This window comes from Bacteroides sp. 1_1_30 (genome assembly GCF_020982715.1).
In the GTDB taxonomy this organism is placed as follows: domain Bacteria; phylum Bacteroidota; class Bacteroidia; order Bacteroidales; family Bacteroidaceae; genus Bacteroides; species Bacteroides xylanisolvens.
This window is the reverse complement of the sequence record NZ_JAJKHN010000012.1, coordinates 46,409-68,406: the sequence shown is the minus strand read 5'-3', so window position 1 is coordinate 68,406 and position 21,998 is coordinate 46,409. Positions and strand designations below refer to the sequence as shown.

The following is a 21,998-nucleotide window of genomic DNA, read 5'->3' as shown; positions in this document are numbered from 1 at the left end:
ACCTTCGTTATTTCAAAGAATATTCGTACCTTTGCAGCGCTCATCTATAGATAGAAGGAGTTTCGAGACCCGGTTGCCTTTGATGCAATTCGGGTCTTGCGTTTTATAGTGGTGTCTGCAATCTCTTTTTCATCTTCTTTTCCAAAGCCTTTAGTCCATACTCTTTGTTAAGATGGTATGCTGTCAACAGATAGAATCCGTTGCTACGTTGTTGTTCCAAGACAATAACATACTTTTCCACTTTATCATAGATGTATGTTTTCTTGACCTTACGCTTTTTGCCGTCCCTCTCTTCTATGGTAAATACATCCAGATTGTCTGGTGTCAATTCTCTCACATGGTGATTTATCCAATGAAGCCTTTGTGAACGAGCCATCTCGAATACTCGCTTTGGATAAGTCGTACCGTCTTCGTTCTCAACCATGATTTCTTCACAGGTAAGATGCTTGAACAATCTTGCCATGTCAATCTCGCCATCTGTCTTTATAGGATAGATGCGCCACCCTCTGAATGAGAATTGACAGTTATCTTCTATATCACGCTTGAATATTGCATGAAGATCATGCTCTCTTTCTCGTTCACTGAGATATGCCAGTTCCAGCAGCTCAGGGTATTTCTTGATAATATTCAAACTGCTCATTGGCTATTTCAGTGCGATAAAAAACAAATTAAACTTCTTTCTAAATTTGGGAGTTGTGGTGTTGAGACTGATATTACTGTGTTTTTTTATCTTTTCAATCAGCTTCATTTTGGCTCTCACCCTTCCTTCAACTTCTCCCTTTTCATATCTAAGGTTGTAGTTGATGGCTCCCATTAGAACATCTGCCAATTGGATGAAGACACTTTCGTGTGAACGTATAAACTGAAACCTGCCAATGGAAGAGTTGTATTCCATTATTTTTCTGAGCCTCTCCAGCTTATCGCTACTGCATGTGTCCTTGATATCCATATATATGTTATATGTATAATCCATGTCCATCTTGTGATGCAGCAATTGGTAGTACATGCGAAAGTAGAAATCATTAAACGTATAGTCTTCTCGTTTCTCGTCAATCTGACTCTTGTCAACAACCACAGCCCTAAATTCCATGTCATTCATAAAGAACCAGTCTATAAGCTCTGCATAGACTTTATACGTGGCCTCGTGGACATTTGTCCATTTCAGCTCATCACTATAGCCGTGCTTCTTCTTAATATCTTTTATGGCATCTTTTGCCATGCGGATTTGTGTGTATGCTATACTTGTACATCCCAAAAGCATGTAGGGATGACCGTCATGCACCATGTGGGTGCTTTCATCACAGTAGATGTTGAATGTCTTATTCATTGTATCTGTTTTTTGTTTATTCTTTATTCCTTTTCTTCAGCGGTCCACTATGAGGTCCACGGTTCAGCGTCACACCATGCTTGTTGAGTATGCGGAACACGGAACTTCGGCTTGTGAAGCCGCTGATGGCAAAGATGTCATCTATGCTGTGCCCCTCGTTGTACATGTTCACGATATTCTTCTCACGCTCCAGTTTCGACAGTGCCCTTTCCGACTTCTTGGGCGGCCGGATATTCTGTTGCAGATGGATGATGTGTGCCGATGCCTTGCGCAGCACGGCACACTCCTCAGAGAGTGACCCGAACATACGGATGACCTGTGAGGGCTTGGTGTCGGGGAAAAGTTCGTCAAACGTATCGATGCGGTCTTGGATGGAGATGATGCGAACCACCTTCACACGGCAGTATTCTATGAATGTAGCCAGTTCACGGGTGCCACGCAGTGCGTTACTGAACCTCGACACCACCAGCTCGTCGCCGCGCTCCAGACTCGATATGAGCTGCTTCCACATCGGGCGCAGCCTCTCGTGTTCGGACAGTTCCTCTATCACCTGAACACAGCCGTATTGCTGCATCCAAGCCTTGTCTTCTGCATACTCTTCGCCATTGGTGGCGATAAAGATGTAACCTACTTTTGCCATACTGTTGTACGCTATTAAATGAAATCAAGTGCAAAGGTACACTATTTTTCCGAGAAACAATCATACTTGAACGAAAAATCATACTTAAACACGATAATTTGCCATTTTCTTTTCACTTGATTTCATTGAAAATCATACTCGCAAGTATGATACACAAATAAGATTAAACTTACTGTCATTCTTGCAAATATATCGCTGAAACGCATTAACTTTGCACCGTCAATTTCAAAATCAGACTCAAAATAATGACAACAATGAAATATGAAACCCAACTTTTCGGAGGACAAACCAACCTCCATTGCATGAAGCAAATATTGCATAATGCAAAATCAAACTCGCATGGCTGTATCAGACTTGCCATTTGTATTGCCACTGCGTTTGCCGTAGTCATGCTGACAGCATGTTCAGACGGAAACGGCACGAAGTCGTTCCATTCGAGCGATGAAGCCATCAGAGAGTATCATGGCTTTCTGACCACTCTTCGACAGAACGGCAAGGTCTCAATTCAGACATTAGTTAAGATTGTCAACGAATGGCGCGTGTTGGACGATTCCGTGACATCGTGCATCTCACGTGACACTGTCAGGAAAGCCCACTCATACCCGTTCACGGTATATCATGAGTTGAACGACTCCATCCACATCGAGCTGTGCCGTATGGCGATGTCTAAGCAACGCACCTTTCACGACCTGCTCTATCTCAGAGAACAGACCTCTTCCCATGTTGGTGATGAGGAACTACAGCAAGCCGTGAAGGAAGCACAGCCATTCTTCGCTTCCTTGGATAGCCTGCCTATATATAATAAAGGTGGTAAACAGGCGGTACTGAAGCGTTACCTGCTGTTCCTGCAAAAATCCGCCAAGCAAGGCATTCACGGCAAGGAAGACCTGCTCGCTTTCATCAAGGAAGAGCATTTGTATTTCAAATCCTTCCTGCAATACCTGCCGGATTTTGCTGACGATGACATCGGTGACATCAGACGAAACACCGAACACTGCTGTCGGGAGATACTCCGTGCCGCCGACCGCAAGGATTTGTCCCACAAGGATGCAATGATATACCTCTCCATGCGCACCAACCACCGTCTGCTGCGCAACGCACAAGCGGCTATCGAGGATCTGAATAGTGGCAGGGTAAAGGACGAGCACACCATGCACGCCTACCTCCTGATGATGATGCAGCCGTTCATGACGATGGATGACCTTTCCGTGAGCGTGCTCTCCGACAAGGACAAGGCAGACCTCTACAAAATAGCCGATGCGCTCCCCAAGGAGATGGACGGTCTGGCCAAGAAACTGCACCTCGACAAGCAACGCCTGTCGGATATGCCCATGCTCATGATGAAGATTTATGTCACAAGATTATAAACACCCCAAACAGAGAATACGATTATGTTAGAACAGTTTTGCGATGATTTCCTTGCCGTCGTGCCTTTGCAGTTGCCAGAACTGCTGGACAAGCGCAAGATGGAGAAGCCTGTCAAGTATGACGATTACGTGCTTCTTACTTTCCAGTTGAACACCCCTTTCACGATAGAGGAGGTGATGGATATGCTCGAAGACGAGATGGAAATGATAATCCTCTATCACCACATTCCAAGCCGTCATACGGAGTTCGGACACAGCTGCTGTGCCTATTCCAACCCTTCTTTCGGACGGATGTTCAAGGTCAACGGCTCCACAGATGAGCGTGGCATGGTCAGCCAGATAAAAGTGACCATCTATGACTCGCTGGAGCACATGTCGGCAGATGTATGCCTCGACCTCAGTCTGCATTGCAAGAACGGGTTCTTCAAATACATGAAGCCCAAGGAGGAAGTCCTGCTCGACTTCATTTGAAAGTTACATTTGCCAGATGACAGTCCTGTTCTACCGCAACAACGCTCCATTCTGTTGTCCACAACAAAGGCCAAAGTCATGCCACAAGCTCCCGACCATCTGATGAAGGAAACGCTTTACATGAAGATTATCCATCTTCTCGACCGTCACCGCACATGGCTGGAGATTGAGAGCATCGCCACTGTCCGCAACCACACGATAGTCAGGAACGGCAGAATGACCGACATCCTCAGCCGTGTGCTTGTGGTCAAGGCCATCCACCATCATTTCCCCTACACGAGAGGGCAAGTGTGGCAGATAGCCGAGTACGACTTGGAACAGGCTATCAAGAGCCTTCGGACAACCGACGGAGCTTTCCGTCAGAGAATAATCAAGGGAGAACTGACACTGGAGGATGTGGAGCGTATCATATCCACTGCCACACACGGTGTCGTCCAGCCCGACCTGAGTCCACTTCCATTATTCACATGCTATACATATTATGACAAGTAAGATACTGTTTCTCATCCTGATGTCAGCGTTCTTCTTTGTGACGATGATTCTGCACAGAAGCCGCAGACAGTTTATGACACGGTTCTATCTGCGCATGACCGCGCTTGTGACAGCAAGGAAGCTCTACCGGTTGATGCTGCTCATCCTGCTGTACGTGTTCCACTTCCTCTACCTCTGTGTACACTATAACGACATAGGCGTAGTGGCTTCCACCATAGCGTTTGCCATATTCTTTGTCTTTATGGATGTGGAGAGGTGGCTACAGCGTCTGCACGAGGAGCGGACACCCTTCTGCATCGCCGCGTTGGCGGCAGTGGTGTTTGTCTTCACTCCTCATCTGTTCACGCTTGCTGTCACCATCTCCTTTGTCCTTCTGGCATCACTGTTCTATCCCTCGCGCATAGTCATATCGCTGTGGAAGAACAAGGCTGACCGCAAGATGCTCCTCGAAGACACAGAAATGCTCATCATATACTACTATTAAGTATCACCTGTATCATGCCGTTCCTTTTGTATAATGGAGCTGGCGACAAACAACAGTATTCACCAAACAGATTATTGAAATGAAGAAACAGAAACATAGAACGAGTTCCGGCAAGATGTCTGAACGGATGTCCCTGTTGGAGTTCTTGAAAGAGAGGTCCGGGATAAGGCTGTCGAAGCTCGAAGCCTACCTTGACCTTGTAGACAAGGCTTCTGTACAGTACATCCCCAAGGATCTGTGCAAGCAGGAGTTCAGCCTGTCCAACGGGCAGTTTGTAATCACCATTACCGAACTGGCAGGATGCTGGCATTGGCACCGCGCCACTGTCCGCACCTTCATCGAGCAGTTGGAGAAGATGAACCAGATTTCCGTCACCCGTCTCACGAAGAGCCAAATCATCACCATCCCGATGTTGGCTGAGACACCTGCCGTTTCTCCGATTGACGCAGCCTTGGATGTGTTCCGCCAGAAGATGTGTACCGCATTGGACGAATGGCGAAGCGGCAAGATGTCCGCATCGGCTTGCGCCTCGGAATGTGAACAACTCTACGAAGATGCAACAGAGGAAGTAGCCATTATCTTGCAGAAAGCCGACAATGGCAATTCAATTGGCAAGGTGCCATGCGGAAGAAACATTCCCGAATCTGTAGGACACGCCTTTTGTATGACTGCACTCACAGCTGTCTGCGAAGCCACCTTCCATCAGGTGCTTTCGCAGGAAACAGATAACGCCCTCGTTACCTCCCTTCTTCCCTTCTTTTACAAAGACCTGGGAGGAGACTGGCTCTCATTCATCGAGGCGGCAAAGGCAATATCAGAATTGGCATTGGATGGCAGCTCACCAGCCTTGCATCAGGAAAGCGCAGCCATCAAGTCACAGTTTCAGTCACTCTGCCGACCGTTCCTTGCCATTGTAGCCAACCAAGAGGGCTCCTGTCCATCAAAAGGCTGTATTAACCTCTAATAATCACCGTACAACGCTTCTTCTTTTCTACTGGCACAGTGTTTACACGTCTGCCATTGCTGTAAAATAATCGGGCTTGCCCGTTGGTCGGAAATGAGGGAATTTGGGTAGCCTAATACCCCTCTTGGTCTCCGACCATCGGGAGGCTGTCCTTACAAGCAGCAAGCTGGAGACAGGAGAGTTGTACACACATAAAAGGAAATAGGTTATGGCAACACCAAAACAGGTTATGGATTTCCGACCATCTAAGGGAATCACCACAGCACAGAGCAACGAGCACCAACGCCGTTGGACGGAAAAGGGTTGGGGATCCGCTGAATCAACAGGCAACTACGACCGCAGCCGTGAGCGGCTCAACTTCGAGGTTCGGGGCGGCAAGGTTTGTCCTATAGACAAGAGCCGAAGCATCCCGGAGCGCATGGCAGACATCCTGCGGAGCCGTGGAATCAAAGACCCCAACGAGGGACTGGCAGAGCCACGCTTCCGCACAGTGGTCAATTTCATCTTCGGAGGCTCACGAGAACGTATGACAGAATTGGCATTCGGTGACCAGAAGGTGAATCTCACTCACGGAGCGGACAATTCGCATCTAACCCGATGCAAGGACATTGAGGAATGGGCAAAGGATGTTTACCGCTTTGTTGCGGACAAATACGGTGAGGAGAACATCGTCGCTTTCATCTTACACTTGGACGAAACCAATCCGCACGTTCACTGCACCCTCTTGCCAATCAAGGACGGCAAGTTTGCATACAAACAGATATTCGCCGGAAAGGACAAGTACGAGTTTTCTGCCAGGATGAAAGCCCTGCACAGCGAATTTGCCGATGTCAACAAGCGTTGGGGCATGGAGCGCGGAACTTCCGTCTCAGAGACGGGAGCACGCCACCGCACCACCGAAGAATACCGCCGCCAGCTGTCAGAACAGTGCACCACCATTGAGCAGTCCGTCGCCACCCATCAGCGGACACTCGCCTCGCTCCAATCGGACATCCGTCTGGCAGAGCGGAGAGTAAAAGGACTCACCTCAATGGTCAACAACCTCTTGCAGGAGAAGGCTGAGAAGGAGGCGGCACTTGCTGAATTGCATCGGCAGATTCTTGCAGGTCACGACAATCCTGATGCTCTCCGTCAGCAAGTCCAAGAGCTGGAGCAGGAACTGTCCGCTATCCAGTCGAAACTGGACGACAAGCAGGAGAAGCTCTCAGAGGCTGACCGCAAGCTCGATGCCCTGCGTGAGGAGATGACCGCCATGAAGGAGCGCACGGAGGAGTTGCGGCAGGAGGCACACAGATATTCCGATACTATCCGACAAGGTGCGGACACCGTTCTCAGAAATGCCCTTCTCGAAAACATGGTCAGCGAGTTCTCCGAACGTGTGGCACGGCTTTCCAATGAGGGCAAGGACGTGTTTGACGGTTCCCTGCTTCAGGCCTTTGCGGAGAATGGAACGGAGGTGATGTACTGTGCCACGCTTCTATTCCTCGGCTACGTCGATGATGCCACCACCTTTGCCGAAGGTCATGGCGGTGGCGGCAGTTCGTCCGACCTCAAATGGGGACGTGACGATGACGAGGATGAACGCGCTTGGGCACGCCGTTGCATGATGAAAGCTGCACGCATGATGCGCCCCTCTTCCGGCAAAAGGAAGAAACGATAAGCGGCACTGTCACGTATCACCTGTTATAGTATTCACCAGATTAAATTGAACAACATGAGAAAAATACTTATTCTATCCCTTGGCTTCGCCCTTTCATTGGGTGCGCAAGCCAAAGACTATCACCGCACGGCGGACACCACCACCGTTGTATGCAGACTTTCGGCAGACGGTATGCTTCGTCCGCTTAAACCTTCCTACATGAAAGGGGCATTGGTAGCTTCGCCATGGACGGACAACTGGTTTGTCCAAGCGGCAGGAGGAACTACGGTCTTCCTCGGCAAACCGCTCGGATGCAACGACCTATTCGGTCGCATGAAACCGGCATTCTCCGTGTCGATCGGCAAATGGTTCACACCTTCCGTCGGCGGTCGTCTGAACTATGGCGGTATGCAGTTCAACGACTGCAACAACTCCTCGCAGGACTACCAGTACCTGCGTGCTGATTTCATGTGGAATGTCCTCGGCAACCTCTACAAGGACGATGTACACACTCTTGCCAGATGGAGTGTCATTCCATACGTGGGCGTGGGTATGCTGCACAACAAGGTGAATGCCCACAAGCCCTTTGCCATTTCCTACGGCATACAGGGGCAGTATCATCTCTCCCCACGCATTGCTGTTACGGCAGAGATAGGCAACATGACCACCATGCAGGATTTTGACGGCTATGGCAAGGCACACCGCCTTGGCGACCATCTGCTGTCCGCATCCCTCGGCCTCTCTGTCCGCATCGGCAAGACTGGCTGGAAGCGAGTGATAGACGCTCGCCCGTACATCGCACAGAACGAATGGCTTTCGGCATACGCCTCATCCCTTTCTGACAGCAACAGCCGCTATCACGCCCAGCACGATCGAGATTGTCAGACTCTGGAGCAGCTGCGCAAGATTCTTGCCATCGAGGGACTTCTGGACAAGTACGGCCACCTCTTTTCTGACGATGCCGCTTCTTCCGTCACAAATGGCTATCCTCGAAACGACTACAGCGGTCTCAACTCGCTGCGTGCAAGAATGAGAGACAAGTATGGTAATGGTCAAAAGACAAAGGTCATGGAGTCCGCCTCTTGTACAGAAGAATATGGCAATGCTGAAGGTGAGCCGGAAGACGATTACCTATCGCTCATCCACTCAGGAAAGGCTTGCATAGGTGCGCCCATCTATTTCTTCTTTGAACTTGGCACTGACAGGTTGCTCAACAGGTCACAGCTCGTCAATCTCGACGAAGTAGCACGCATCGCCAAGAAATATGGCTTGAAAGTTAAGGTCATCGGCGCTGCCGACAGTGCCACAGGCAGTGAAGCCATCAATGATAACCTCAGCCGTTCCCGTGCCAGATTCATTGCAGAGGAACTGATGAAACGTGGTATGGAAAATGGCACCATCTCTCAGATTTTCGATGGCGGCATTGACGATTACTCGCCCAATGAGGCGAACCGCCATACCAGAATCCTGCTGTATCTATAGCCAGACATACAGCTCCGAACAAGAGCACTAAAACTTTTTTTTCATTGATAAATTTTAGAAAGGGAGGGCTTGTCCGTGATGGATAGGCCCTCCCTTAATCATATATGTATTAACGCATATTCTATGCGCATATCTTTTTTTTATCCGTGTTTCTCAGTACTTGACCAGTCAAGCAGGAAGTCATATATACTCATTATCTGTATGCCGTTTTCGTCGCTCCACTGCTTGGTATGTTCTCCCACGATCAGCAGTTTGCGGAAAGAGTCATCTACAAGACGCAACGACCGTTTCTCCTGTTCCATCTTTTCTGCATCGGGCATACGCCACGCCGACTGGATGTAGATCCGCTCGCTCCCTTTGTTGCAGACAAAATCCACTTCCAATGTCACCCTCTGCTGCTTTCCTTCCGTATTCCTCACTCGATGATAGACGTTACCCACATCCACGAGCCATCCTCGCATACGCATCTCATTGTAGATGACGTTCTCCATGATATGTGTCGGCTCGCTCTGACGGAACGACAGAATAGCATTCCTCAGACCTACGTCCTGATAATAATACTTGGACAACGAACCTATGTATTTCCGTCCTTTGATGTCGAACCTTTCGGATTTTTCGATAAGGAAAGCATCCTGCATATATTCCAGATAAGCCGACACTGTCTTGTCGGTTATGCTCTGCACATTGCTTACGGACTTGAACGTATTGGCTATATTCAGTGCATTGACAGGTGCTCCTATACTGGATGCTACGGTCTTCGACAATTCTTCAAATTCAGGTCTCAGTTCTATGTTGTTCCGCTCGTAGATGTCACGTAGATATACCGTGCGATAAAGGCGACGCAGGAAATCAGCCTTCTTCTCATCCCCAACCTGTGTAAGTAGTTGCGGCAAACCTCCGTACAGTCTGTATTCAGCCCAACCGTCTTCTTTCGAACCATCATACACCGTCATGAACTCCTTGAAGGATAGTGGCCACACATGTATCTCGTCACCTCTGCCTCGGAATTCCGTCACCAGGTCAGAGGACAGGAAACGCGAGTTGGAGCCTGTGACATACACATCCGCCCCTTCGGTAACTGACAAGGAAGAGAGCACCTCTACAAAGTCTTCCACCTCCTGCACCTCGTCGATGATGATATAATAAGTCTCATAGTCAATCATCATCTTTTCCACCCAGTCCAACAGGTAGTCCGGGTTCTTGAACTCTCTGTTCTTCCTACTCTCCATGTCGATGACGAGAATATGGTCTTCTCTCACGCCCTCATCCAATAGATGCTGATGAAAGAGTTTCTTCAGAAGGAACGACTTGCCTGAACGTCGCAATCCTGTGATTATCTTTATGAGCCCGTTGTTCTTTGAACGGCTCAACTGTTCTATGTATCTATATCTGTTTACTATCATATTTTACGAAAAACTGTCACTTGTGACACTTTTTCGGAGGCAAAGTTATATATTTTATCCTAAATCAAAGAAAGAAATAAAGAAAAATGCACTAAAAATCAATGATTTTCCTGTTTTGTAGTGTCTATTCCACTTGCCGATGCCCATTTTTCTTTGCAAAGTTACTGCCCGGGCGAATGGTCAAGTACCGCCATGCTAACAGGCAGAGGACTGAACGACAGCTTTCCGCAAATCAAAGATTTGGGTATTTCATTAACTCCTCCGTCTGTTTTCTTGCCTTATCGCCCTCATTCCGCAGTCTTTTGATGCACGAAAAATCAGTTCCCGACAAGAGGAGCCGAAAGGCTTCAAAAGGAGGGAAGAAAAACAAGTTGAACAAATAATTTCTTTGCGTATGGAATTACACAGATTATCAGAAAACGAGCAGGCATTTGTCGAGTGCTTCTCACGGTTCGTAAACGGTCAGATGGGGTCAGCCGCCAAGGTAGGCAATGCCCTTGCAGATGACCATCGCTATCTTATCAACGAAAAGGGCAAGGTGGTGTTTGCCTTCTTGGAACGCCTTGCCAACGACTATCAAAAAGGTCGTTATGACCAGCGTGACGAGTGGGTGTGCCGATTGGCAGCAGAGGCCATCGAACACCTTGTAGAGAACAGAATGTATTACAGAACACTTAACAACGATTGACTATGGCAAGCAGATTGATTACACCCGTATTGGAGGAGATACTGAAATCCTATCCTCTGTATTCACAGGACGGCAAAGGCAAGGATGCCGTTTGTGTGGCAATATTCTTCATCGGACACGTCCGTTGGTTCGTACTTGAAGGACAGCCGGAAGGTAACGACACCACGTTGTTCACCATCGTATGCGGTCTGCATGAAACGGAGTATGGCTATACCTCCGTCAATGAAATGGAGAGCGTAAAGGTGGATGGCTCCAAATATGGAGTGGACGAGATATTTCAAGTGGAGCAGTTGGACGGCTTCAAGCCGGTGAAACTGAAGAGCATTCCAGACGAGGATTTACAAGCATTCCTTCATAATATGGAATGACCCCAAATTAAATCAGCCGCAGGGACATTACTCCTTGCGGCTGACTATTGTTAGTACCTACTATGAGTAGTAAAGCCTACGATTAGTATATACTACGATACTACTCTCATCTTCGGAAAGCGGACTTGGCAACGTGCTCCTCTTGTACCTCTTCCTTCTGGTACTCCTCCATGTCAAGCAGTTGCTCATACGCAGAGCTGATGTTTGCGTCCATAGAATGGTTGTGGCTGAAAGGGAAGGTATGCTTCACAGAGAGTCCTGCATTGGTCACAGTCCCCACATCCAGGCTATCCTTATCCTTGTTATATTGCAGGTTCAGCAAACCACCATTCGGCATTTGGAATATCGGCATTTTTCGCTGCGCCAATTCCGAAAACTCTTCGGCGGTCATCTCCCTCGCCACAGCCTTCACGTCCTCACTGGCACGTCCTATGCCATAGCGAGTGATATGGTCACGCACTTCTTGCTCCGTATGCTTCAGGAACACCTCATACGTACCGCCGACACTCCCGTTATAGACCACTGCAAAGTCCTTGTCCTCTATTAGCAGGTCATCGCCTCTGTTCTGGCACGGCTTCCTGTAGGTCTGCTCCTCGTCCATGCCGTTCCCGTCATAGTATTCCTTGGCAAGCGTCAGCAGTCCTTGATAGTCACCTTTCTCCTTTAGCTTATCCAGTTCCGATGTGTCATCCGTTGATTGGAGATAGGCGATGGAGGCATAATAGACGTTTTCTTTCGATTGTGAAGGCTCTGTCAGGCTTTTGTACTGGGCAAAAGCCTCCTGATAATTGGTGTCAAGGTCTTTGCCGTGGTCGTAAGGAACAGAGAGTTTCACTTCCAGACCGTTACTCGTCGGCACAGCAATCTTTACAGAGTCCTCCTTCTCATGATGCTGGATATATACAGCAGAACCATTATATGCCAAGACTGCATGGTCGCCGTCATCTATGGATAGATAACTTTTCCCTTGCCCGTTTTCCTGCTCAGCCTTTTTCTCCTGGTCTATCTCCATAGCAATCTTGTCGATATGCTGCGTGAGCATTGAGGTAGCTTTTTTCACATCGAGTAGCGTGGTCTTGATGAACTGCGGCGACTCCTTCAGCGAATCCAGCCAAGACTTCAAATAGGCAGCCGAATCTCCTTTCAGATGCTTTGTCATGCCATACCGCTGAGCGGTCAGCGCAGCCGTCAGTTCTGCCACCAGTTCCTCGCGTGCATACTCTGCCGAGCCGAAGGTAGCGGGCTTGATGCGGTCTAACTGTCCCTCCGCACCCGTGGAGTGTCCCATCTCGTGGAAAAGGTTCGAGTAGAAAGACTCCCCATCCTTGAACTGCCTTTTCTCAGGCATCACAATCTCATTCTTGCTGATGGAGAAATAGGCGGAATCACCGAACATCGGTTTGATGGGACATATCCAACGGTTGTCCGCTATCATCCTATCCACGGGTTCAAAGGCAAACTGCTCGTCCTTCTCTACCTTGGGCATCGAGTATTCCTGTTCCAGTTTCTCCCAAAACTCTGGTCTGACCTCCTTCAGGTTGGTCTGCGCCACATTGAAGACATGGTAAGTCTGAAGCTTTGGATATACATTGTACTTTTCGCGCTCTTCCTGAGAGAGCAGTTTGTAGTCCTCCCACTTGATGTGTTCCTTTGTTTCCTTATTGACCACCGTAAACGTGGTGAGCATCACGGGGAAAGAATGCTCACCTTTCAGTACTGACACACGGGGCTTCTGTTCCTCGTCTTTCTTGCCAGTTTTGTTAAACTGCTGTATGCGGTCGAAGGTACAGAAGCGAGGAATCTTGTAACCCTCCTTCTCGCAATGCAGGAGCAACATCATAGCGTTCATGCCATTATATTCTCGTCCGTTCAGGTTTTTCGGCCATTGCAACGCACCTTCAGTAAACCAGGGCTTTTTCCATCCGTCTTTGCCCGACAGCGACTGAATACGCTCAATCATCATATCGGCAAACAGGTCGAGTGCCTTGTCTTCGGCACTCGGACCTTCCTTAGCATAAGGCTTTCCCATAGTCAATTAACCATTATAGGGCTGCGGAACATATTCGCTCATTTCAGACACTCGGCAGGAGAAGTCCAGTTTGTCATTGAAGACACTGACAGACAATGCCCCTTTGATGTTCGCTTTCACGCCTGGTTGCAGCCATGCCTCGCATTTGCCATCGAATAGGAAGAAACTTACCCAGATGTATTCAAATCCGTCCTGTACTTTCTCTGCGCTGAAAGCGGAGAACTGGCAGTACGGCACACCATTCTTGTCCGTCTTGTCCTCAATGCTCTTGCCCACCTTGCCGCGGAACTCCATCACGCCCTTGATGCAGTCCTCTGCCTCGTCAGGCTGGTGGCTGATGCTGCTTGCCGACAGGTTGAAATAAAGGACATCGCCCCATTTTCTTGGTACCAATACACCGGCTACCTCAATGCGTTCGCCGATGTTGCAGCTGCCCACCTCCGTCAGTGTCCCATCTTTGATGACCGACACCTCGATGGTCTTGTTAATCCCGCTCTTCGCTGGAATGACTACGTTCATGGCAAAGCTCACGAATGCCTTGCCCTCCTTGTTCGTGCGGCAGGTCGCAGCCTTGCTGACCGTTCCGCACACTGTTACATTACATTTGATCATTGCTCGATACTATTTGAATTATACATATCCATCGTCCAAGTGAAATGTCTTAGCAATGACAATAATCTCTTTTCAATCATCATATACTAGCGCACGTATCAGTTCATAGACTATCCACGCTGCTATGATAAGTTGGAAGCCGAGATAGATGATGGCCACGGTCTGACCGAAAAGCCATTGGGTAAGCATGAAGTGTCCTGCCACAGCTACCATACCCACCAGCAATGTACACAGATGACTTGCTATCCTTTTCATTTCCTTTGCAGATTTTGTTGTTGACTCTCAGCCTCCATCCCTTGCTCGAAGTTCTGCGAAGCCTGCTGTGTCGCCACGATGCCTGTCACCATTCCCGCAATCTTCGTCCGTTTGCTTTCTTCCGACAGATTGGCATTGCCCAAAATGAGCGACAGGCGGTTCATCTCCGAGGAGGTCAGTTCACGGTCAATCTTCACCGTACCGCTCTCTGCATGAAGCACAGTCTTGCCGTTCTCACCCACAGTAATGGTGCATTGCCTCATGCCTGGAACAAGCGAGGTCAAATCTACGAGCCGGTTGGCTGCCATGGCAGAGATAAGTCCTTTTTGTCGTTCCTCATCATTGCTGTCAATCTGCGCTGCCAACATCATCAGCGACATGAAGGTGGTCATCGCCATGTCGAGTATAGGGTCATTCGTTCCCGAAATGCCCACGCCGCTGTCCTCCGAGGAAAGGATTTTCTTCATCCAGTCCTCCGACGAAACCTTCTGCTCCTGTGGCGCATTGCTCTTGTATTTTGCCAACAGGTCATTGCCGTTATGCAGGGCCTGTAGCTTGATGTTGCCTTTCTGTCCGATTTCTGCCAGATAAGCGGCTGGATCCATATCCCTTTTTGAGCCGTCAGCCGATACACTCTTCACTCCGAAATGCAGATGCTCGCCAGTGGTTCTGGTGCCGGTATTTCCCGACACCCCCAACTTCTGACTGGCATTAACCACGTCACCTACCTTTACTGCTATGTCAGACAGATGCAGGTAGGAGCATTGCACCTTGCTGCCATCCTCACGGCTGTATTCCACGGTGACGGATTTCCCTCCTGCCGTGTTCGCATTATGGTTCACCGCCACCACCTTGCCGCCGTTCTCCGTGGCCAACACCGCCTCATGGTTCGTCTTGATGTCAATGCCCTTGTGCATCTGCTGCTTGGTGGCATCCATCGGATCCTGGCGATTGCCGAAAGGCGAGGTGATGAAGAGAAACTCCTCTCGCTCCACAGGAAAGGAATACCCGGCAGACTGCGGTACATGGGCAGCAGGCATTTCTCTACGAGGATTATTCTCCACCCCGAACGACCGACCTTCTGCCCGCATCTCAGCCATCACCTCACTGTCATACTTGTCCAGTCCGTTGGCTTCAATGATGCGCTGCAGACTTGCAGCATAACCGCCGCCCGTGGCATAGCCGGCACGCTCAATGCCCTTCGTCCATCCCTTGTAGTCGTCAGGCGACAGCGTGAAGCACTGCGCATAACGCTTGTTCTGCTTCAGGAACTGCGAGTGATGCTCATAACTGTCACCCACGCTTTTGTACTTACAGAATTTCTCGTTGGGCCTATCATCCGTATAGACTCCATACTCTCCGCCATTCTTCAACCACGATGCCGTAGCCTTGATGCCAAAGTGGTTGTTGCATTCGCGCGACAGTTGGCTCTGTCCGTTGCTGCTCTCCAGTATGGCTTGCGCCAAGATGACGGAGGCAGGAATCCCATACATCCGCATCTGTTCTTTGGCTTCCTCCGCATATTGTGCGGCATACGCTGCGTTCTTTCCCATAAGCCTATCTCCTTAGACTGGTGTGTTGTTCTGTTTCTTGACTTTCCTGTGCCATCTGCTTTCCTGTCTCTTTTCCAGGTGACACCATCTCCGTAATTCCACGCTTCGATGATGTTGTCTGCTTCGGCATTTCCAACTGGTCACAGATGGCCACCCGTTCACCAGCACGAATGAGCTTCGGCAGATAGGTGTCGAGGGCATGATATGGGAATCCTGCCATTGCCAACGGCTTGCCTTCATCATCCTTGCGCCCATTGCTCTTTGTCAGCGTAATACCCAATATTTTGGATGCCTTCACCGCATCATCCTTGTAGGTCTCATAGAAGTCACCGCAGCGAAACAAAAGAATGGCATCAGGATGCTTCTTCTTCAAGTCAAGATATTGTTGGACAAGGGGAGAGACAGCAGCCTTGACAGCCTTTTCATCCTTCTTTTCTTCTTTCTTTTCCTCTTGTTTCTTCTCTTCCCTTTGTTCAGAGCTTTTATCTTCCTTAAGTACCACTTCCTTCTGTTCATCATGCTTATCGACAATTGCCGTCTCCGCTTGCTTCACCTCCGTCGCTTCTTCCTGCTTCTCTTGTGTACTTTGCTCGACATTGTTGTCTTTCTGCAATACATCAGCAAACAGCGAGGCGGCAAGGTTCTGCTTGTAGGAATCCCTGTCAGGAGCCACCCACAATCGTTGCCATTGTGACGGACTGACACTTCTCGGCTGCAACTTCTTGCCGTCAATAGTGGCTGCACACAGGCATTCGCCCGATTTGGCACGGAATACTGCCACACGCTGGATGCGGTTCAAATCAACCTCCTGCTCATTACCTCCGAAGATGTCCACCTTCAGGTCGGGTTTCGCCTCTGCCATAGCATAATACTTCTGTGCCAGTTCCTCACGCACACGCTCGATGTTGTCCATCGACTGCTTCAAGGTGGTGAAGAAATGATTGAGGTCTCCTTTGTCGGGATAGACGGCAAAGCCCTCCTTACCTTCGGGCTTGATGTACAATGCCCACCGCTCCTTGTCATCCTTTACCAACTGCACATTGTCGAAACCGATGTCACGGCTGTGGGTTACGGCCTCAGAAGCATCCAACGAGGATAGGTCTTCGATAGACCAGTTGCGCAGTCTTGATACCGTGATTTTCTTGTCGGCGAAATAACTGTCGTCGGGACGGAAGCCCAAGGCTCCGTCGGGATTGTAGAAACGCACGTTGTCATAACCCTCTTTCTGCAAGGCATTGGTGAAGCGTTGCTTGTTCATGCCCTTGATCTCGTTGTTCACCTCCAACGATGCACCCTGTGGCAGCACCACATCGGCGGTCTTGCTGGCATCATCACGCACGATGACCACAGTACGCTGCTCCTCGTTGGGATGCTGCTTGATTTCGTCTGCTACGAAGTAGTGGTTGGGCAACTGCACCTGTATCTGCGCCGTCTCTCGCTGATGCTGGTCGGTGGCATACTCCACCTTTTCACCCAGTTCGGCTTTCTTCAACACCTTCAGCGCACCGTTCACCTCACTCTCGATGGCATCAATCAGACAAGGGTCTTCCTTCAGTTCCCTCGTCCAATAGTCCACCATGCTAAGGCTGTCCTTTGACAGACGGGCAGGCAGTCCCAGTTCGAGCATCTTCACGCCCGAAGCTATCTCAGTGATGAGTCGTTCCTTCTTCACGGCATCCTCCGACGGGGCTTTGCCGTTCTTCATGACCATGCCCTCACGTGCCAACCGCTGCTGATGACCGGTGGCAGACACCAACTGACGCATCATCTCCTGTACATAGTCATTGTAGTGCTCGAAGTCACGCTGCCGTGGCAGGTAGATGACATCCTTCTCGGTGTCGTAGTGCGCCACACCCGTGCCGTCCTGACGTACATTCACGAGGTTGTCCTTCATCTTCTGAAGGAATCCGTTGACGCACCCATGCAGCTGCTTGTCCTCCTTGTCGCCATAACCTCTATCCTCCACCGTGCCATCCTTCTTCAATGCCGTAGTGTAGGCTGTTTCGTTAGCCATAGGCAGTAGCGTCTGGTCGATATTGAACAGCACACGGATCTCACGGTTTTTCACTCCCTTGTACTGCTGTTTGTCCTGTTCCGACAGTTCTGCGTATGCCTCCTTGGTGATGACATCGTCGGGATTGTTGCGGTTGACGTACTTATTCCAATTGTAATACAGGAACGGCACACCTTTCTCATGCTCCCTCACGCTCTCACCCCGTGCCTTCGCTTCGGAGAACTGCGTAAACAGATTGCTCTTGCAACCCTTGGCATCGGAGTCAAGGGCAAGGACAAGGGCATTGAACGGACTGACCGAAAAGCCCTTGGGATAGAGCTTCGGATAGAGTTTGCCGCTTGCATTCAACCAATGTCCCTTGGCATCCACCGCACTCGTCAGTGCCTCAGTGAGCAGCGACACCTGCTTCTCCGCCGTCCGCTTCTCAAATTCTGATTTCTCTTTCATGCTTTTATCTTTTTGTTTATCTCAATCACATTCTATAATTGGCTTACCAAGCCACCGTTCCCGACAATTTTGTTGTCGGGCTTCACTGTATTCCCCTCGGTCGCACCACGCTCTCCCGTGCCTGCTCTTCGTACTGCATTGCTGCCATCTGTCGCATCTGGTCGTTCTTGGCAAGTATGGCGTTAGCCAATGTATTCAGCGGCAATGCCCCCGACTGATGCGCCCCAATCACACTGTCAGGCAGTTGAATGGTACAAGGCACATGGTCAATGTTGGCAACGAGACACCGCCCTTGCAGCATCGGGTTGCTGATACGAGGATTGAGTGGTTCATCAGGATATTGGCGGTACTGAATGCGAGATGCAGCAGGACTAACTGTAGGTGCAATGCCTTCCTGCTGTTTCCTGCCCAGCACCTCATGTCCCGCTTTGTTGAGCAGATTGGCACCTCCCATACCCATCAACAGCATCTTCAGTATAGGATTCTTCACGAACATTCCAGCCACGATAGAGGCCAAAGGAAGGAGGCTATTGTCCATATTCAGCGATTTTGTCTTGCCAGTGAACAGTCCCACCAGTACATCGGGCAGCATCGCCAACACATAACCAAGGTTCTTGCCGATGTCTGAAAAGCCGTTCAGTCCAAAACTCTGCAACAGCCCGTCCCATCCATTTTCGTTTGTTTGTAAGGCTGTTTCCTCCTGCTGGACTACAGATGGTGTTGCCTCTTCAGTCGATGAATCAGGAGTTTCTTTCGGTTCTGCCTTCTTCTCCTTCTCAGCCTCTGCATCCAGTCTCGCCTTAACCTCCAGATACTCGTCTTCCTGTCCAGGCGCAACTATCAAGGGCACATCCTTGTACTTGCCTGTACGTTTGGTTGCTTCGTTTCTCTGAGGGTCAAGGAACGTACCTTTGTTCCAAGGAAAAGAGGTCTGCTCGGTTTGTTTCGTCCAATCCATAAAAGTGATATTGCTCGTGGGAATCTTGTTCTTGAAATGGCTGTTGGTAGCCTTGATATAGCTGTTCTCGTGGTTCTTGATGACTTTTGCCTGTTTGCGGAATGAGGCGAAGACGTTGGTGCCCGTACCGAAAACTCCCTTGCTGATACACTCCTCGACACAGACCTCTTGGCTGCTACCTTTCTTGCTTAGGTGCTCCATGCCGACATTCATCACCATATCGATACCGACAAACTTGGCGAAGGTTGCCCATGAGCCAATCCCTCCCATGGCCACGACATCGGCACCCGCTCCGGCTGCCCATCCCGCTGCCTTCTCTGTTCGAGAGGGCTTATAGGCTGCCTCTCCTTTGGCTTCTATCTCTGCGGCAAGGGGTGACTTGTTCAGTTCGTAGGGCAGACCGAACAGACTGCTTTGTGCCGCCTTGCGGATGATATAGTCGGCAGAAGATGTTGGCATACGGTCTTTCACCATTTTTTCTATCATCAGCTGCTCCATGCGGTGATCGATATAGGCGTATGCCAAATCACAACCGAGTTGTTTAGAGAGTGCATCGTACCGCTCTCGTCCTATCTCCGTCACCACCGCCTTGCGCCATTCCTCAGCCATCACGGCAAGGTCACGCTGCATATCCTTGTTGCCGACAATAGCCTCCTTGCACATCGCCAGATAGTCTTCGGTGGTCTTGCTGTTCCACTTGCCTGTAATCTTCAGCGTGGCGTATGGGTCATCACCAGGCATATTGGCAGTGGCCAATGAGCGTAGGATGCCAGCCGTACTGTTGGAGTAGGCTCGCATCTCGTCTGCCTGTCTGTTGGACAAGTCCCGTTGCACCCTGCCCATCACGGGGGCAAGGTGACACCCGAAGTAGTCGCCCATCAGACGCTCTATCTCTGCGAATCGCTGACTGTTCTTAACTGCCATATACCTTGTTTATATATTATACTGCTGTAATATCTGTTCCTTTGTCTGCTCGATGGCATTGTGATATATCTCCATCTGCTTAGGATAGTGTTCCTCCAACCATGCGTCCTTGTCCACTTGGCAGTGGATGAACTGCACGGCCATACGTTCCTCAATCTCCACGGAGGGTTCCCCCTCTTCCTTACCATTGAACCATGCCTTTGTCCACCATCTCACGCCAGCCCGGTCGGGATAGACGCTCACTATCCTCGGAATGTCGAAGCTCTGGATATCCACGTCCAAGTCGGCAAGAGGGTCGATGATGCCGTCATGCGTCAGGGCTTGCTCTTGGAGTTTTTTTTTAACACCTCGTCCATCGTGGAGAGATATACCTGATGTCGCATGGCAAGATAGTTGAGAAAGTCGGCAATGAGCAGGTTCTGCACCTTAGTCGCCAAAGGCATACAGCGGTTGCCGATGCCCAAGGGATTAGCCATGCTCGGCATGGTCTCGTAGAAATAATGCTTGCTCGCTCCCAACGAGAAGATGTTTCTCAACGACTGCTCCGTATGTTCGGGCAGAGAGTATGCTCCTTGTTGAAGGTCCTCGAAGTAGGAGGGAAGGAAGCGGAGCATCAATGCCTCTATCTCCTGACGGTCGGTGTCGTAGGGTGAAGGGATGTTCATGTCCAGTTCATTGATGCCCATTTGGGAATTGTGCTCCAATGCCTTGATATTGCCGTAGAGCATGGTGAGGAACTCCAACGGATTGATTTCCTCTCCGTCAAACCTCACCTCCATGTGCAGCAGGTCGCCACTGATGGCGATGGTCTGACCGGCCTTGACGCTTTGGGAGAAGTTGGCGAAGACATTGGAGAGATGCCTGTAAGTCACTTCGTATTTGCCGTAGCGGATGGTCTGGTAGATGCCATGCTCCGCGTCCGACCCAATGGCAGAGACGGTTCCCGTTGCCACCGCCGACAGCAGGTAATGGTTCACTGAGAAGTCTATGCCGTGATGGAAGAATGTTTCTCCCGTCACGGGATTTTTCTGCTCTCCGTAACCCAAGGACATCTGCACGTCCTGCTTTATAGGCTCCTCAAACGGCATACAGTAGCCGCTCGATGAGCGCAGTATCATTTCTTCTGTATATCTCATATCACTGTATATTGGTTATCGTTTCATCCCTCTGCTTTGGGTCTCTGCTTCTTTCATGTTCTGCCCATGTGAAGACGTACCGCCTCTGTTAGGCAGAGTTTGCGCCACCTTAGAATTGTTCCCGATGATCATCGCTCCAAGCAGGGCACCCGCAATCTTGCTCATCCAACCAAAGCGTCCGAATACCATGAAGGCGGCAGCCACCAGTCCGACGATGCTCATACCCGACACGTTGCCCTTGCCGATATTGCCAAAGAGATTGCCTATCATGTCGCATCCTACGCCTCCGAACATATTCCTAAAGAAATCACTGATGCCGCTGAACTGGGTGTCCATCTTTCCGGCTACAGTGTTCACCGCATCAACGGCTTCACCAGCCTTGCCCGTCAGACGTTGCACATCGTTGGCGGTTTGTGCCACCGCTTCCGTGGCATTCTCGCCGATGACAGCATCACCTACGATGCGTGCCACGCTCTTGTCTGTGGTCAGCTTCTCCCATGTCACATAGCCTGCGGCACTACCCACTGCGGCCGTCTGCATAGCCTTGCCGGCTCCCATAAGGGTGCGTTGCGGGTGGAGTGCCGCACTGCCTAAGGTCTTTCCAGTTACTCCGATGACATGGCCAGTACCTCGTGCCGCCTTGCCACCATATTTCAATAATGAACTCCAAAATCCCATATCTTATCGTTTTTTAATCACGGTTTGACTTCGTCTTCTTCTGTCACGACTCGGCATAGCTCGAACA

General features: G+C 49.9%; 22 protein-coding genes. 9 read left to right on the top strand and 13 right to left on the bottom strand.

From position 1 onward, the window contains the following. Positions 1-103: 103 nt before the first annotated feature. From LPH68_RS05010 to LPH68_RS05000, 3 genes are read right to left on the bottom strand one after another with little or no spacing between them, the layout of a single operon-like run. Positions 104-640, bottom strand: coding sequence for a hypothetical protein (locus LPH68_RS05010; RefSeq protein WP_005816292.1), 537 nt, complete (start codon positions 638-640; stop codon positions 104-106). Between the two features lie 3 nt (positions 641-643). Continuing rightward, entirely contained in the window at positions 644-1,327 is a 684-nt protein-coding gene (locus LPH68_RS05005) for a DUF3800 domain-containing protein (protein ID WP_005816290.1), read from the bottom strand. A 16-nt stretch (positions 1,328-1,343) separates the two neighbouring features. Continuing rightward, on the bottom strand, positions 1,344-1,967 hold the full coding sequence (locus tag LPH68_RS05000; RefSeq protein ID WP_005816288.1) for a recombinase family protein: 624 nt from the start codon (positions 1,965-1,967) through the stop codon (positions 1,344-1,346). A 254-nt stretch (positions 1,968-2,221) separates the two neighbouring features. Here LPH68_RS05000 and LPH68_RS04995 point away from each other — a divergent pair, with 254 nt between their 5' ends. The 7 genes from LPH68_RS04995 (at position 2,222) to LPH68_RS04965 (ending at position 8,866) form a co-directional block, all read left to right on the top strand. After that, the gene (locus tag LPH68_RS04995) at positions 2,222-3,334 is read left to right on the top strand and encodes a hypothetical protein (RefSeq protein WP_005816286.1); all 1,113 of its coding nucleotides are present in this window, start codon (positions 2,222-2,224) and stop codon (positions 3,332-3,334) included. Positions 3,335-3,358: 24 nt separating this feature from the next. Further along, entirely contained in the window at positions 3,359-3,805 is a 447-nt protein-coding gene (locus LPH68_RS04990; protein ID WP_004319947.1) for a hypothetical protein, read from the top strand. 78 nt (positions 3,806-3,883) lie between these two features. Then, positions 3,884-4,297, top strand: a complete 414-nt coding sequence (locus tag LPH68_RS04985; protein ID WP_005816283.1) for a hypothetical protein — start codon at positions 3,884-3,886, stop codon at positions 4,295-4,297. Then, positions 4,287-4,781, top strand: a complete 495-nt coding sequence (locus tag LPH68_RS04980; RefSeq protein WP_005816282.1) for a hypothetical protein — start codon at positions 4,287-4,289, stop codon at positions 4,779-4,781. The genes LPH68_RS04985 and LPH68_RS04980 overlap by 11 nt, the downstream gene beginning before the upstream one ends. A 79-nt stretch (positions 4,782-4,860) precedes the next feature. Next, positions 4,861-5,745, top strand: a complete 885-nt coding sequence (locus LPH68_RS04975; RefSeq protein ID WP_005816280.1) for a hypothetical protein — start codon at positions 4,861-4,863, stop codon at positions 5,743-5,745. A 208-nt stretch (positions 5,746-5,953) separates the two neighbouring features. Next, positions 5,954-7,405, top strand: coding sequence for a MobV family relaxase (mobV, locus tag LPH68_RS04970; RefSeq protein WP_005816278.1), 1,452 nt, complete (start codon positions 5,954-5,956; stop codon positions 7,403-7,405). A 54-nt stretch (positions 7,406-7,459) separates the two neighbouring features. Continuing rightward, positions 7,460-8,866, top strand: coding sequence for an OmpA family protein (locus tag LPH68_RS04965; protein ID WP_005816276.1), 1,407 nt, complete (start codon positions 7,460-7,462; stop codon positions 8,864-8,866). Between the two features lie 140 nt (positions 8,867-9,006). On the opposite strand, the gene LPH68_RS04960 is transcribed toward LPH68_RS04965, so the two are convergent. Next, positions 9,007-10,269, bottom strand: a complete 1,263-nt coding sequence (locus LPH68_RS04960) for an ATP-binding protein (RefSeq protein ID WP_005816273.1) — start codon at positions 10,267-10,269, stop codon at positions 9,007-9,009. A 394-nt stretch (positions 10,270-10,663) separates the two neighbouring features. Between LPH68_RS04960 and LPH68_RS04955 the strand changes: the two genes are divergently transcribed. Further along, positions 10,664-10,957 (top strand): hypothetical protein, encoded by a 294-nt coding sequence (locus LPH68_RS04955; protein ID WP_005816271.1) that lies wholly within the window; start codon positions 10,664-10,666, stop codon positions 10,955-10,957. Positions 10,958-10,959: 2 nt separating this feature from the next. After that, positions 10,960-11,325 (top strand): DUF2958 domain-containing protein, encoded by a 366-nt coding sequence (locus tag LPH68_RS04950; RefSeq protein WP_005816269.1) that lies wholly within the window; start codon positions 10,960-10,962, stop codon positions 11,323-11,325. A 106-nt stretch (positions 11,326-11,431) separates the two neighbouring features. Here the strand turns inward: LPH68_RS04950 and LPH68_RS04945 are convergent, their stop codons facing one another. The 9 genes from LPH68_RS04945 to LPH68_RS04905 form a co-directional block, all read right to left on the bottom strand. Beyond that, complete coding sequence (locus LPH68_RS04945) at positions 11,432-13,354, bottom strand: zincin-like metallopeptidase domain-containing protein (protein WP_005816267.1); 1,923 nt, start codon at positions 13,352-13,354, stop codon at positions 11,432-11,434. 6 nt (positions 13,355-13,360) lie between these two features. Beyond that, a complete protein-coding gene (locus tag LPH68_RS04940) occupies positions 13,361-13,966 on the bottom strand; it encodes a hypothetical protein (protein WP_005816265.1) in 606 nt (201 codons plus the stop codon). A gap of 72 nt (positions 13,967-14,038) precedes the next feature. Beyond that, positions 14,039-14,221: a hypothetical protein gene (locus LPH68_RS04935; RefSeq protein ID WP_005816263.1), complete on the bottom strand. Its 183-nt coding sequence runs from the start codon at positions 14,219-14,221 to the stop codon at positions 14,039-14,041. Beyond that, on the bottom strand, positions 14,218-15,774 hold the full coding sequence (locus LPH68_RS04930) for a glucosaminidase domain-containing protein (RefSeq protein WP_005816260.1): 1,557 nt from the start codon (positions 15,772-15,774) through the stop codon (positions 14,218-14,220). Before LPH68_RS04930 ends, LPH68_RS04935 begins: the two co-directional genes overlap by 4 nt. A gap of 4 nt (positions 15,775-15,778) precedes the next feature. Beyond that, positions 15,779-18,235 (bottom strand): zincin-like metallopeptidase domain-containing protein, encoded by a 2,457-nt coding sequence (locus LPH68_RS04925; protein WP_005816257.1) that lies wholly within the window; start codon positions 18,233-18,235, stop codon positions 15,779-15,781. An 82-nt stretch (positions 18,236-18,317) separates the two neighbouring features. After that, the gene (locus LPH68_RS04920; protein ID WP_005816255.1) at positions 18,318-20,117 is read right to left on the bottom strand and encodes a hypothetical protein; all 1,800 of its coding nucleotides are present in this window, start codon (positions 20,115-20,117) and stop codon (positions 18,318-18,320) included. A gap of 9 nt (positions 20,118-20,126) precedes the next feature. Then, complete coding sequence (locus tag LPH68_RS04915) at positions 20,127-20,399, bottom strand: hypothetical protein (protein WP_007897422.1); 273 nt, start codon at positions 20,397-20,399, stop codon at positions 20,127-20,129. 32 nt (positions 20,400-20,431) lie between these two features. Beyond that, positions 20,432-21,253 (bottom strand): M23 family metallopeptidase, encoded by an 822-nt coding sequence (locus LPH68_RS04910; RefSeq protein WP_005816253.1) that lies wholly within the window; start codon positions 21,251-21,253, stop codon positions 20,432-20,434. A 15-nt stretch (positions 21,254-21,268) separates the two neighbouring features. Further along, positions 21,269-21,931, bottom strand: coding sequence for a hypothetical protein (locus tag LPH68_RS04905; RefSeq protein ID WP_005816251.1), 663 nt, complete (start codon positions 21,929-21,931; stop codon positions 21,269-21,271). Positions 21,932-21,998 lie beyond the last annotated feature (67 nt).